An 11,603-nucleotide genomic window follows, 5' to 3' on the forward strand; every position below is an offset into this window, starting at 1 on the left:
TCGAAGAAGGAGAGCGGATCGACCGCTGCGGAAAGAAGGACCCCATGAAGATCGTGATCGCCGGAGGCACCGGAACCGTCGGGCGCCACACCCTGGATGCGGTGCGGGCGGCGGGTCACCAGGCCGTCTCCCTCAGCCGCTCGGTCGGCGTCGACCTCATCGCCGGAACCGGCGTCGACGCCGCTCTGGACGGGGCCGACGCCGTGATCGACACCGTCAACGTGTCCACGCTCAAGGCCCGGACCGCGGAGGAGTACTTCACGACCGCGACCGGCAACCTCCTCGGGGCGGCGCAGCGGGCGAGGGTCGCGCACGTGGTCGTGCTCTCGATCGTCGGGATCGACCGGATGCCGTACGACTACTACGCCGGGAAGATCGCGCAGGAGCGGGTGGTCGAGGCATCCCCTGTCCCCTGGACGATCCTGCGGGCGACGCAGTTCCACGAGTTCGCCGGGCAGCTGTACGGGCAGGCCAGGATCGGACCGCTGCACGTGGCTCCGCGTGCCCGCGTGCAGCCGATCGCGGCCCGCGAGGTGGGCGAGCACCTCGCCGAGCTCGCCGCGGGCGGGGCGCAGGGCCGCGCGCGCGACCTCGGCGGACCGCGCGAGGAGCGGCTGGACGAGATGGTCCGCGCCTTCGCGCGGCATGCCGGACATCGCGGATGGATCCCGTCCGTCAGCCTTCCGGGCGCGCAGATGAAGGGGATGCGCGCCGGCGACGCCCTGCCGGACGCGGACGCCCTGCGCGGCAGGCAGACCTACGCCGAGTGGCTCGCCGCGCTCTGATCCGCGACGGTCACATCTCCTCGTGGGTCAGGGGGTCGCCGTCCCACAGGCGCCCGCGCTCGAGCGCCGAGATCGCCGCCACCTGATCGTCGGTGAGAGTGAGTCCGAACACATCGGCGTTCTCACGCTGACGATCGACGTCGGCCGACTTCGGGATGGGCGTGCTGCCGAGCTGGACGTGCCACCGCAGGACGAGCTGCGTGGGCGTCACGTCGTGGACGACCGCGAGTTCCTGCAGCAGCTGCTCGGTGAGCAGTTCGCTGCGCCGCGCGAGCGGGCTCCAGCTCTCGGTGCGGATGCCGTGCTCCGCGTGGAACGCGCGCAGCGCGGTCTGCGGGAAGTAGGGGTGCAGCTCCACCTGGTTGACGGACGGGACGACGCCGGTCTCGTCGATGAGCTCGGTGAGCATCTCCTCGGTGAAGTTGGAGACGCCGATCGAGCGCACCATCCCCCGGTCTCGCGCCTCGATCATGCCGCGCCACGTGTCGACGTACTTGCCCACGCTGGGGTTGGGCCAGTGGATGAGGTGCAGATCGATGCGGTCGAGGCCCAGCATCCCGAGGGATCCCTGGATGCTGTCGATCGCCTGCTGGTACCCGTGATGGCGACCGGGGATCTTCGAGGTGACGAGGAGCTCGTCGCGGTCGATCCCGCTGCGCCGGACCGCCTCGCCGACTTCGCTCTCGTTCTCGTAGTTCACCGCGGTGTCGAGCAGGCGATAGCCGTTCTCGATCGCCCCGACGATGGCGGCGCGGCCTTCCTCGCCGGTGAGGTTGTAGGTGCCGAGCCCGAGCTCGGGGAATGCGGTGCCGTCGTTGAGGGTCACGGTGGGGATGCTCGTCATGGTCCCATCCTGGCCCGTCACCGGCGCAGTCGGGGCCGCGCGGCGCCGCTCACGTCGCGACCGACCGGAGGCGTTCCCTCGGTCCCGGGAACCCGGCCTCGACGAGCCGCCACCGGTCGCCTTCGCGCACCTCATACGCGCGGAACGCGCACGCGATCCCCTGAGCGACCGTCAGATCCGCGCTGTCCATGAGCTGGAAGTGCAGGTGGGGGGAGGTCGAGTTGCCCGTGTGGCCGACCCTGCCCAGCACCGCTCCCGCGTCGACGCGATCACCTTCGGTCACGGTCACGGTACCGGGGGCGAGGTGGGCGAAGCCGGCGTGGACATCACCACGGCGCAGGATGACGTGATTGCCGAGGATCGACGGGATCTTCGCCGGCCGATACGTCAGCCCCGTCCAGATTCCCCGAGCAGCCTCGCGGAGCGGGTTGATCCAGCCGCGCTCGGCGACGCCGTCGACCGCGGCCACCACCTCCCCTTCGAAAGGGGCGACGACCTCGGCTCCCCACGCGTAGCAGTCGGTCGTCCGGCCGCCGACCGTCGCCGTGACGAGAGCCGAGCCGGGGTGGACGTGCAGCCCCGGGCGCTCGTCGACCTTCACGAAGTCGTACGCGTACCGCTGACCCAGCACGTCGACGCCGTGGCTGGGCACGCGGGCGACCGGCGTCGTCACGGCGATCCAGTTCTCGCCGCGCAGGGGGAAGTCGACGACGACCGGATTCCCCAGTCCCTCGGGCACGATCCGACAGTAGTCCCGCGGGGCGGCGGGCGGCAGTCGCCGACTCGACTAGGAACCCGGGACGACCGGCGCCGCCTGTGACGACGGGGATGTTGCGGCATCCGGCGCCTCATCGTCCGTCCGCAGCGACGGCGGCGCGGCGGCGTAGGCCGCGGACAGCCGGCGGTAGGGCTTGGATGCGAAGGCGATGATGACCACCACCAGCAGCAGCGCGCTGGCGCCGAGGAACGCGAGAGCGATCCCGCGGGCCTCCCCCGGCCCGAGCAGCCATCCCAAGGCGTCCTGCCCGGCGGCGGAATCCATGTAGGGGATCAGCCAGAACTGCGCAAGAGGACCGATCACGAAGGCCGAGATCGGCGCCGCGGCGGACTCGACGCTCGCCGCGAAGCCGAAGACGCGCCCCTGCTTCTCGAACGGCACGACCCGCTGCACGATGGTCTGCTCCGCGGCCTCGGCGATCGGCATGAGGCACATGAAGATGAGGATGCCGAGCGCGTACAGCCACCACCATTCGCGGATCGCGAAGGTCATGCCGAGAATCGCGATCCCGACGTTGACCAGCAGCATCGTCTTGACCGGGTTGACTCCGAGACCGAACTTCGCGACCAGCCCGCCGCCGATGATGAAGCCGATGCTGGTGACCCCGAGAATCACCCCCCACACCTCGACGGAGAAGAGCGTCAGGCCATACGGGTCCATCAGCGCCATGAACACGCCGCCGACGAGGTTGTTGAACGTCGTGAACAGGATCAGCGCCAGGAGGCCGGGGACGACCATCACCGCGGGGATCACCTCTCGGAACCCGAAGCCGCGGGGAGCGCCCTCGGCGTGGACTATGCCGCGCTCGGGGATGGAGAGGAACAGCAGATGGAGCAGGGCGACCGCGGTGGCGGCGATCGCGATCACGACGGTCGCCCCCATGCCGAGAAGGCCGACCGACAGGCCGGAGAAGACGCTCGTCACCATGAACGCGATCCCCTGAACGGCGCCCACCAGTCCGTTCGCGCGGTCGCGTCGGTCGGACGGGACGAGAAGGGTCACCGTCGTGGAGAGCGCGATGTTGCGCAGGTTCTCGACGACTCCCCCGATCAGGATGACGCCGGCGAACACCCAGAACCACGGACCGCCCCAGTCGACGAGCACGTCTTCGGGGAAGGCGAGATAGAGCGCGCCGGCGATGAGGTAGGTCGAGAGCGTCACGACGCTGGAGAGCACCATGACGGCCTTCTTCTTCATGTGGTCCACGAGCACGCCGAACACGACGCCGAAGACGGCGACGAGCAGCATGTACGAGCCGCCGATGATGGCGGTCGCGAGCACCGACTGCGTCTCGAGGTAGGCCCAGAAGGTGAGTGCGAACCACAGGAAGCTCGAGGTCACGTTCGCCAGCGCCGTGTTCGCCAGCACGTGGTGGAAGGCCCGGACCGTGCGGGGTCCGGGCGCGTACTGCGCCGCGTCGGCATCGGTCGGTGATGACGGCGTCTGCTGACTCATCGTTCGTCTCTCTGCGTGTGCGTTCCGCGCGCGGGCGCCGGCGCGCTACGATCAATGTTCACACCGTACACATCGAGTCGAGGCATCGCAATGGCACCGCAGCTTGGCGCCTATCATCACGGGGACCTCCGACGCGCGCTGATCGACGAGGGCCTCCGCCTCGCCCGGACCGGCGGCCCGGCGGCGGTCTCCCTCCGCGAGGTGACGCGCGCCGTCGGTGTCACCCCGAACGCCGCCTACCGACACTTCACCGACCGCGAGGACCTCGTCCGCGCCGTCGCCGGCGAGGCCCAGCTCGCGCTCGCCCGGGCGATCCGCGCGCGCGTCGACGCTGCCGGCCCTGCGGCATCGCCGGCACACGCGGCGACCGAGCGGCTGCGCAGGGTCGGCCTGGCGTACATCGACTTCGCCCGTGCCGAGCGCGGCTGGTTCGAGCTCGCCTTCTCGACCCAGGACCGCTCCACGGGCGAGGGCATCGTGACCCTCGACGACGAGGTGGTCGCGCCGTTCCAGCTGCTGCTGGACACTCTCGATGCGATGGTGGATGCCGGAGCTCTCGCACCCGAGAGACGGCCGTTCGCCGAGTGGGCCTGCTGGTCCGCCGTCCACGGGTTCGCCGACATCGCCGCCCACGGGCCGCTGCAGTGGCAGCCGCCCGACGTCGTCGACGCCCTCGCCGCCGCCGTGGTCGAGTCGACGATCGCCGGCGTCCGCGGCACCGCCGACCCCGTGCGAGCCGACGACGCGCCCTAGACTCTCGGCCATGACGACCGGCGGCGGCTCCGCGATCCACGGCGGTCGTCCGTGGAGCCTTCAGCGTGCGTGGTGGTGGGCCGCCGACTACGTCTACGCATCCCGCCGGCAGCTCGCGATACTCTCACCGCCGTGGGCGGTCGGCCGGCGTCGGCCCACGCCCGCGCCCTGGCGCGTCGGGTCGGCGGATCTCCCCGAGGTCGTGCTCCTCCCCGGCGTCTACGAGCACTGGACCTTCCTGCGCCCGCTGGGGGACGCCCTCGCCGCCGCCGGACACCGCGTGCGCGTGGTCCACGGCCTCGGGGTGAACCGCCGGGCGATCGCGGACACGGCCGAACGGCTCACCCGCGTCCTCGCCGACCTGCCGCCGGCTCCGGCGGGGCGCGTGCTCGTCGCGCACAGCAAGGGCGGTCTGATCGGCAAGCACGTGCTCATCACGAGCGGTGCGGCGGGTGCGGCGGCGGCCGAGGCAGCCGTCGGAGGGGAGCCCGCGGAGGCCGCGGCCGCCGCCGCACCGGCCGGACGCGCTCCGCTGGGACTCCTCGGGCTCGTGGCCGTCGCCACGCCGTTCGCCGGCGCCCGGCGGGCCCGACTGTTCGTGGATCCCAGCATCCGCGCGTTCCTCCCCGGCGACGAGACGATCGTCATGCTCGGTCGGGAGACGTCGGTCAACGGGCGGATCGTGTCGGTGTTCGGGCCCTATGACCCGCACATCCCGGAGGGCAGTGCGCTCGACGGCGCGACGAACGTGCTGGTGCCCGCGCGGGGCCACTTCCGGGTGCTGGCCTCGAAGCAGACCCACCACGCCGTCCTCGACGGAGTCCGGATGCTGGCCACGGCGTGAGCCGCCGGCCGCGGTCGCCGCGGCCGGGCTCGGGTCAGTCCTTCGTGGCTGGGCGCCACACGAGTGTGTGACCTGTGGCTGGGAACGCCTCGTTGCCCGCGAGCTTGCCGGTCGTGGTGGCCTCCCATTCGAATCCGACGGCTTCGTAGAACGCACGCGCAGCGTTGCCGTCGAGAACCTCGAGCTCGACCGGTCCCGTCGCCCGGTCGAGCACGTGCTGGACGAGCGCGCGTCCTACGCCTCGGCGGTAGAGCGCCGGGTCGACGTACGCCCACGTGATCTCGCCCGGCGATCCGGCGAGGAAGCCGGCGACGCGGCCGTCGAGTTCGGCGACCCAGACGTCGTCGTCGAAGAGACCCTCGTTCTCGTAGGTCGCCTCGAGGTCGAGGTATGCCTCCAGCAGGCCGGCGCCGCGAAGCTCGTCGAGGCGGGCCGCGTCGTGGATGCGGCGGATGTCGTCCCAGTCGCGGGATTCGTACGGACGGACGGTGATCGTCATGCGGAGGCCGCCGTTCCCTGCGTGCTTCGCTCCCGCCATGCGCCGAGGATCTCGACATGGCGCTGCAGGAAGGCCCGCTCGTCGAGCCGCTTTCGCCGCAGCCACGACGTCACCTCGTCATTGCACTTGCTGGCGTTGCACGATCGGCAGGCGGGGACGACGTTCTCGTACGTGTAGCGCCCGCCGCGCGAGATCGGCAGCACGCAGTCCTTCTGGAACGGGCCGGCGAGCGAACCGCAGTAGGCGCAGGCCCCCCAGGCTTCGACGATCGCGGCCCACTCGTGGGGCGTGAGGTCGTTGTCGGCGGCCGCGACGCGGCGGGCGCGGCGCCGAGAGGCGCGGGCTCGGCGGGTGTTGCTGACCGGCATGGTGCGAAGATACCGGCCGTCGCGGGCGGTGAACGGATGCCGCGCCCGGCGTCGCCCCGCGGCGGGATCAGTCCTCGGTGACGTCGTCGGAGGAGGAGGCGGCGTCGCGGGCCGCGGCCTTCTCGCGACGCCGATCGCGGAACCCGAGCAGGATCGTCACGATGCCGTAGACGAACAGCCCGCCGACCACGATCGGGATGGCCCACGCGCGCGCCTCGCCCGTGACGACGTTGTTGATCCAGCCGATGTAGGGCACCGAGTACCAGAGCTTGCCGACGATCTGCACCGGCAGGACGGGGTCGGCGTCGTCGGCGTCGTTCGCGTCGCCGCGTGTGATGAAGACGGGCGTTCCGTCGGCGTCGGCGCCGACGCCGACCACGCGGTGGGTGACGACCTGGGCCTTGCCGGACTCGAGCTGGTAGGTGATGACGTCGCCCAGGTTGATGTCCTCGGCCTCCGCCGGCTGCACGACGACGAGCGTCCCCGGCGGGTACTGCGGCTCCATCGATCCGGTCAGGATCGTGTAGGGCTTCGCCCCCGTGACCAGCGGCACGACGACGACCACGATCGCGAGCAGCGACACCAGGATGAGCAGCACCCACGAGATGGCCTGCAGGATCATCCGCGTGATCGATACGCGATCCTCGCCGGTGGACTCGGCATCCGTCATCGCGACACTCCCCTCGTCGGGTGCGCTGGGCTGTGCCGCCACATCGAGCAGGGCGTTTCCGTTCATGCGCAGGCCGCCGTTCGGATCAGGAAGATGAAGAGGAAGTAGTACGAGCGGAAGGTGACGTTCGCGACGCCCACGACCGCGCCGGAGGAGTTCGTGACGGTGACGTACGTCTCGGTCGCCGACTCCGCGCCGTTCGCGGCGTTCGAGAAGCTGAGGGTCGTCGGCGCGGATGCCGAGACGGTGCCCGTGAAGGTCGCTCCGGTGTCGTTGCGCGTCAGCGTGTAAGTCCCGGCGGGAACGGGGGCGGGGAGCGTGAGGGCGACGTTGTTGTTGCCGTTCGAGGTGCACGCGGCCCAGCCGGTGCTCGAGAGGGTGACGGCCGCCTGCTCCTGGTCGGTCCAGTTGCGCTGGTTGGCCTTGGCGGTCGCCGTCAGCGTCAGGCTCGGCGCGGGCGCCGGCTGTCCGGAGGGCGTCTTGGTGTCGGTGTCTGTCACGACGACCTTGGCGCACGCGACGATGGTGCCTCCCGGTGCGACCGCGCTCGTCGAGGTCCACGTGGATGAGGCGAGGGCGTTCTGCGGCGCCACCGGCGCGTACGTCGCGTCGGTCTGGCAGGCGGACGCGGCTGCGGCGAAGGCGACCTGGACGGTGGCGACCGCGCCGGCGCCGAAGCCGGATGCCGCGTCGACGGTCACGCTCTGACCCGCCCACGGCGTCGCGCCGTCGTTGACGAGCGGGGCGGCGTAGTAGCGAGTGCCCGTCGGTCCCGCGAAGCTCGAAGAGGTGCCGGCCGGCGCCGCGGCCAGCGCGAAGGGCGCGACCGAGAAGGTGCTGGCCTGAGCCGTGACCGCGAGCTGCGCGCTGACCACCCAGTAGGCGGTCGCGGCGAGGGGGCTCACCAGGACGAGCGCCACCGCGGCGATCAGCGCCGTGAGGATCTTCGCTCGCTTGGTCATGATGTGCCTTCGTCTCGTGCGGGGGTGGGGGATCAGGGGGCGACCTGGGTGCCGGTGACCGTGATGCTCACGGGGGCGGCCTGACCCTGGGTGCCGTTGGGGGCGTTGACGCCCAGGCTCTGCCACGCGCAGAGCCTGCGGGTGGCGCCGATGCCGATCGTGGTCGGAACCGACGTCGTGAGGCCCGCCGTGGTGCCCTGCCAGCGACCGGAGTCGGCGGGCCACGTGGCCGGCGGGGTGGCGCCGCAGGCGCCGGACTGCACGCTCACCGTGATGGTGAGGCTCGGGGCGAGTGCCCCGGTGGCGGTGAATGCCGAGACGAGGCTCAGCGCGACATCGCCGGTGTTCGTGATGGTGCGGGTCGCCAGGAGCTGCGTCGGGCCTCCGGGGTAGACGGTGCCGCTCGGCCCGCCGTTTCCGGCGATCGAGAGGGCTGCTTCGCCGGTGGACACGGTGGTCGCCGGGGTCTGCGCGCTCGAGACGAAATAGCTGAGGGTTCCGGGGGCGATGAGCACGGCGACGGCGACCGCGGCGGCCAGAAGCCCGACGACCCCGAGGGGTGCCCCTGCCTTCTTGCGCGACATCCGCGTGCCCTTTCGTGTGGTCCTGGTCCGGTGGAGGAGGTGCCGGGCGGGATTCGGGTTCCCGCCCGGCGCCTCCGGTTCGAGGGTCGGCGTCAGTTGGTCTGCGTGACGGTGACGGTGGTGGCGCCGAGGTTCCAGCTCTTGTTCATCGTGGCGGCGGCCGTGTCGTTGGTCGCGTTGGCGCCGAAGGGCCACGTGAGCGTGAAGACGAGCGAGCCGTTGGCGGTGCCGCTCGCGACCGTGAACGAGGTGCCGCTGATGGCCGCGCCGTTGTACGAGCCGGCCGCGGTCGAGGTCAGGTGGGCGGGGATGCCGGTGTAGCCGCCCCACGCGACAGCGCCGGTCGCGGTCAGGTTGGTGCCGCTCGCCTTGGTCTGGAAGGGGACGGTGTAGATGACCTGGTCGCCCGGGACCATCTTGAAGGTCGAGATGTCGGCGATGTCGGTGGTGATGGCACCGCGCTTGACCTGCCAGGTGGCGCCGGAGGTGAGCGCGACACTCAGCTCGCCGGTCTGGATCGTGGCGGAGCTCGTGGAGGTGCTGCCCTGCCAGTAGGCGAGCGATCCGCTGCCGCCGAGCAGCAGCGCGATTCCGGCGGCGATGGCGATGGTGCCCTTCATGGACTTCTTCATTGCTGTTCCTTTGTTCGGCGGGTCTGGGGCCCGCATGGCTCTCGGCTCGCGATCCGCGGTGCCTGATGGGAACAGCCTGGAAGACCGATCACGGGGTTCTCAGAGCGGAACCGCAACGTTTCCGCAAGGGATGCGCGAGGGTTCGACCAAACGCAAGATCCGCCCACGCGGACCTCAGGTCCGGCTTTTCGCGGCCGTCGACGGTGGTTTCCGACTACCGGCCCCGGCCCGCCGCCGGCGTGTCAGGCTGGGACAACGTCTGCGAGAGGAGCGCCGTGTTCACCGTGACCGAGAGCGTCGAGGTCGCCCGCGGCGCGGCATCCGTTTTCGAATTCCTGACGGATCCCGCGCGCCGCGCCGAATGGGACCGCTCCGTCGTGTCCGAGCGACTCCTGTCCCCGCCGCCGGTTCAGACGGGCAGCGCGATCCGCACGCGCATGTCGATCCTCGGCCGCGACGCTGAGTACGACTGGCGCGTGACGGTGTTCGAACCACCCGCCGCGATGGCCCTCGTCAGCACCTCCGGCATGATGCCCACGCGGCTGAGGTTCGACATCGCCGACACGGCGGACGGCTCCCGAGTCACGGCGACGATCGAAGGCAGCCCCGAAGGGATGCTGCGCCTGGCCGAGCCGATCATCTCCGAGACCGTGCGGTCGACCTTCTCCGAGAGCCTTCAGCGCGCGAAGGCGCTGCTCGAGGCCGGGTGAGACGAGGCGGCCGTCGGATCAGCCTTCCTCCACGAGGGTGGCCCAGGCGATGTCCACGACGCACAGCCCGTCTTCGGTCTCGCGGTAGAAGACGTCGCCCGGGAACTCGGACCCGGGTTCGATGCCGTCCGGAAGCCCTGCGGCCGAAGATCGAGGAAATCACAGAAAGATAACGCCAAACCCTTGTCGTCGTTATCTCGCCGTTATAGAGTGATCGCACGGTAGTTGTTTTGCTGTGGCAGCTGCCTACATGTGATTGCAGGACACTCTTGGTGCAAGGGACAAGGGCCGGTCGGGAGCCTCTCCGACCGGCCCTTACTCTTGCCGCGGCTCCTCGACGACGTGTGGCCGCGAGTCATCGCTTCCTCCACAGCCTGGACTTTTCCACAGGCTGACCGGCCCTTTATCCGCGTGGATGTCGGAACCCCCGGCCACACTGGACCCATGACACCCGCACCGACGACCGAGGCGCGCGAGCTCGCGCTGCTCGACTCGCTGGTGACGAGCATCGCCGAGACGCGGGCCGCGGTGGCGGCGCTCCAGGCGCTCGAGGTGACTCTTCTGGCGTCCGCAGAGGCTCTCGCCGACGAGCAGACCTCGCGCCTCACCTCGAGCAGCAGCCGCGATCGCGAGATGCCCCGACGTTCGATCGCGGCCGAGATCGCCACCGCCACTCGCACCAGCGACCGCACCGTGCAGCGGCGCATGGACGAAGCATCCGCCCTCACGCGCAGCTTCCCCGCCGCCGTTCGCGCGCTCGGGGCGGGGCGGATCGATCGCGCGCACCTCTCGGTGATCTTCGAGACCGGTGCCGTGTTGACGGATGCCGCGGCCCGGGCCGACTTCGAGCGGGCGGCCGTCTCCCTTGCCCAGCGTGAGTCGCCCGGGCGGCTCCGCCCGCTGCTGCGGACGCTCGCGGAGCGGCTCGAGCCCTCGTCGATCGACTCCCGCCACGCCGCCGCGAACGAGCGGAGGGGCGTGTGGGTCCAGGACCTCGACGACGGGATGGCCCAGCTCATCGCCACCCTCCCGACGGCAGTCGCGCACGCGATCCGCGACCGCCTCACCCGACTCGGGCACGAGGTGATCGACGCCCGCGAGCCGTCCGGCGACGACCGGCGGACGCTCGATCAGCTGCGCGCTGACGCCCTCTCCGACCTGCTTCTGACGGCGGAGCCGACCGCGGTGCCGAGGTCGCGCGAGCCCATCGTCGCCACCGTTCAGGTGCTCGTGCCGGTGGCTACGCTGACCGGCCAGGGCTCCGAGGCAGCCGAGCTGGTCGGCCACGGCCCGATCGACCGCGACACCGCGCGATGCCTGGCTGGCGCCGCCCCGGGATGGGATCGCATCTTCGCCGACCGGGCCACCGGCGCGGTGATCGCCGTCGACCGCTACCGTCCGAGTGAGGAGCAGCGACGACTGCTGCGCGCCCGCGATGAGCGCTGCCGCTTCCCCGGCTGCCGCATGCCCGTCCACCGCTGCGACGTCGATCACACCGTCGACGCCGCCCGCGGGGGCGCGACGAGCACGTGCAATCTCGCGCACCTCTGCCGCCGTCATCATTCGCTCAAGCACGCGTCGGACTGGACGGTGCGGCAGCGCCCGGACGGCACGCTCGTCTGGTCGAGTCCGACCGGCCGGGTCCACCTCGACGAACCGCCGTCCACGGTCCGGTTTCGGATGAGCGGAGATCCACCGCCGTTCTGAGCGGGGCCCTCC

The 11,603-nt window shown here is 71.0% G+C and carries 14 protein-coding genes; 5 read left to right on the plus strand and 9 right to left on the minus strand.

From position 1 onward, the window contains the following. The first annotated feature begins 44 nt into the window (after nucleotides 1–44). A complete protein-coding gene (locus tag ACFQ0P_RS03135; RefSeq protein WP_204980311.1) occupies nucleotides 45–785 on the plus strand; it encodes an SDR family oxidoreductase in 741 nt (246 codons plus the stop codon). A 10-nt stretch (nucleotides 786–795) separates the two neighbouring features. Here the strand turns inward: ACFQ0P_RS03135 and ACFQ0P_RS03140 are convergent, their stop codons facing one another. From ACFQ0P_RS03140 to ACFQ0P_RS03150, 3 genes are read right to left on the minus strand one after another with little or no spacing between them, the layout of a single operon-like run. Next, complete coding sequence (locus ACFQ0P_RS03140; protein ID WP_204980313.1) at nucleotides 796–1,629, minus strand: aldo/keto reductase; 834 nt, start codon at nucleotides 1,627–1,629, stop codon at nucleotides 796–798. Nucleotides 1,630–1,678: 49 nt separating this feature from the next. After that, nucleotides 1,679–2,368, minus strand: a complete 690-nt coding sequence (locus tag ACFQ0P_RS03145; RefSeq protein ID WP_204980315.1) for a peptidoglycan DD-metalloendopeptidase family protein — start codon at nucleotides 2,366–2,368, stop codon at nucleotides 1,679–1,681. Nucleotides 2,369–2,416: 48 nt separating this feature from the next. Beyond that, nucleotides 2,417–3,862 (minus strand): MFS transporter, encoded by a 1,446-nt coding sequence (locus ACFQ0P_RS03150; protein ID WP_204980317.1) that lies wholly within the window; start codon nucleotides 3,860–3,862, stop codon nucleotides 2,417–2,419. A gap of 90 nt (nucleotides 3,863–3,952) precedes the next feature. On the opposite strand from ACFQ0P_RS03150, the gene ACFQ0P_RS03155 reads away from it, so the two are divergent. Both ACFQ0P_RS03155 and ACFQ0P_RS03160 read left to right on the plus strand, forming a co-directional pair. Next, nucleotides 3,953–4,615 (plus strand): TetR/AcrR family transcriptional regulator, encoded by a 663-nt coding sequence (locus ACFQ0P_RS03155; RefSeq protein WP_204980319.1) that lies wholly within the window; start codon nucleotides 3,953–3,955, stop codon nucleotides 4,613–4,615. A gap of 10 nt (nucleotides 4,616–4,625) precedes the next feature. Then, entirely contained in the window at nucleotides 4,626–5,459 is an 834-nt protein-coding gene (locus ACFQ0P_RS03160; protein ID WP_204980320.1) for an esterase/lipase family protein, read from the plus strand. Nucleotides 5,460–5,493: 34 nt separating this feature from the next. Here the strand turns inward: ACFQ0P_RS03160 and ACFQ0P_RS03165 are convergent, their stop codons facing one another. The 6 genes from ACFQ0P_RS03165 to ACFQ0P_RS03190 form a co-directional block, all read right to left on the minus strand. Then, nucleotides 5,494–5,997, minus strand: coding sequence for a GNAT family N-acetyltransferase (locus ACFQ0P_RS03165; protein ID WP_204980323.1), 504 nt, complete (start codon nucleotides 5,995–5,997; stop codon nucleotides 5,494–5,496). After that, nucleotides 5,955–6,326, minus strand: coding sequence for an HNH endonuclease (locus ACFQ0P_RS03170; protein WP_204980332.1), 372 nt, complete (start codon nucleotides 6,324–6,326; stop codon nucleotides 5,955–5,957). The genes ACFQ0P_RS03165 and ACFQ0P_RS03170 overlap by 43 nt, the downstream gene beginning before the upstream one ends. A 67-nt stretch (nucleotides 6,327–6,393) precedes the next feature. Further along, entirely contained in the window at nucleotides 6,394–7,062 is a 669-nt protein-coding gene (locus tag ACFQ0P_RS03175; protein ID WP_204980334.1) for a signal peptidase I, read from the minus strand. Then, entirely contained in the window at nucleotides 7,059–7,958 is a 900-nt protein-coding gene (locus tag ACFQ0P_RS03180) for a hypothetical protein (RefSeq protein WP_204980336.1), read from the minus strand. Before ACFQ0P_RS03180 ends, ACFQ0P_RS03175 begins: the two co-directional genes overlap by 4 nt. A 32-nt stretch (nucleotides 7,959–7,990) precedes the next feature. Continuing rightward, nucleotides 7,991–8,542 carry a hypothetical protein gene (locus tag ACFQ0P_RS03185; protein WP_204980338.1) on the minus strand — a complete coding sequence of 184 codons (552 nt, stop codon included), beginning with the start codon at nucleotides 8,540–8,542 and terminating at the stop codon, nucleotides 7,991–7,993. Between the two features lie 92 nt (nucleotides 8,543–8,634). Beyond that, nucleotides 8,635–9,174: an alternate-type signal peptide domain-containing protein gene (locus tag ACFQ0P_RS03190; RefSeq protein ID WP_204980340.1), complete on the minus strand. Its 540-nt coding sequence runs from the start codon at nucleotides 9,172–9,174 to the stop codon at nucleotides 8,635–8,637. A 275-nt stretch (nucleotides 9,175–9,449) separates the two neighbouring features. Between ACFQ0P_RS03190 and ACFQ0P_RS03195 the strand changes: the two genes are divergently transcribed. Next, nucleotides 9,450–9,884 (plus strand): SRPBCC family protein, encoded by a 435-nt coding sequence (locus tag ACFQ0P_RS03195; protein WP_204980342.1) that lies wholly within the window; start codon nucleotides 9,450–9,452, stop codon nucleotides 9,882–9,884. Between the two features lie 444 nt (nucleotides 9,885–10,328). Further along, entirely contained in the window at nucleotides 10,329–11,591 is a 1,263-nt protein-coding gene (locus ACFQ0P_RS03200) for an HNH endonuclease signature motif containing protein (RefSeq protein WP_204980344.1), read from the plus strand. Nucleotides 11,592–11,603: the final 12 nt, after the last annotated feature.

It is taken from the genome of Microbacterium insulae (genome assembly GCF_042677065.1).
GTDB lineage: Bacteria > Actinomycetota > Actinomycetes > Actinomycetales > Microbacteriaceae > Microbacterium > Microbacterium insulae.

Excerpts from the sequence above, each read along its gene's own strand:
- ACFQ0P_RS03135 (WP_204980311.1), top strand. The coding sequence starts at position 45 with ATGAAGATCGTGATCGCCGGAGGCACCGGAACCGTCGGGCGCCACACC.
- ACFQ0P_RS03140 (WP_204980313.1), bottom strand. The coding sequence starts at position 1,629 with ATGACGAGCATCCCCACCGTGACCCTCAACGACGGCACCGCATTCCCC.
- ACFQ0P_RS03150 (WP_204980317.1), bottom strand. The coding sequence starts at position 3,862 with ATGAGTCAGCAGACGCCGTCATCACCGACCGATGCCGACGCGGCGCAG.
- ACFQ0P_RS03155 (WP_204980319.1), top strand. The coding sequence starts at position 3,953 with ATGGCACCGCAGCTTGGCGCCTATCATCACGGGGACCTCCGACGCGCG.
- ACFQ0P_RS03160 (WP_204980320.1), top strand. The coding sequence starts at position 4,626 with ATGACGACCGGCGGCGGCTCCGCGATCCACGGCGGTCGTCCGTGGAGC.
- ACFQ0P_RS03165 (WP_204980323.1), bottom strand. The coding sequence starts at position 5,997 with ATGGCGGGAGCGAAGCACGCAGGGAACGGCGGCCTCCGCATGACGATC.
- ACFQ0P_RS03170 (WP_204980332.1), bottom strand. The coding sequence starts at position 6,326 with ATGCCGGTCAGCAACACCCGCCGAGCCCGCGCCTCTCGGCGCCGCGCC.
- ACFQ0P_RS03175 (WP_204980334.1), bottom strand. The coding sequence starts at position 7,062 with ATGAACGGAAACGCCCTGCTCGATGTGGCGGCACAGCCCAGCGCACCC.
- ACFQ0P_RS03180 (WP_204980336.1), bottom strand. The coding sequence starts at position 7,958 with ATGACCAAGCGAGCGAAGATCCTCACGGCGCTGATCGCCGCGGTGGCG.
- ACFQ0P_RS03185 (WP_204980338.1), bottom strand. The coding sequence starts at position 8,542 with ATGTCGCGCAAGAAGGCAGGGGCACCCCTCGGGGTCGTCGGGCTTCTG.
- ACFQ0P_RS03190 (WP_204980340.1), bottom strand. The coding sequence starts at position 9,174 with ATGAAGAAGTCCATGAAGGGCACCATCGCCATCGCCGCCGGAATCGCG.
- ACFQ0P_RS03200 (WP_204980344.1), top strand. The coding sequence starts at position 10,329 with ATGACACCCGCACCGACGACCGAGGCGCGCGAGCTCGCGCTGCTCGAC.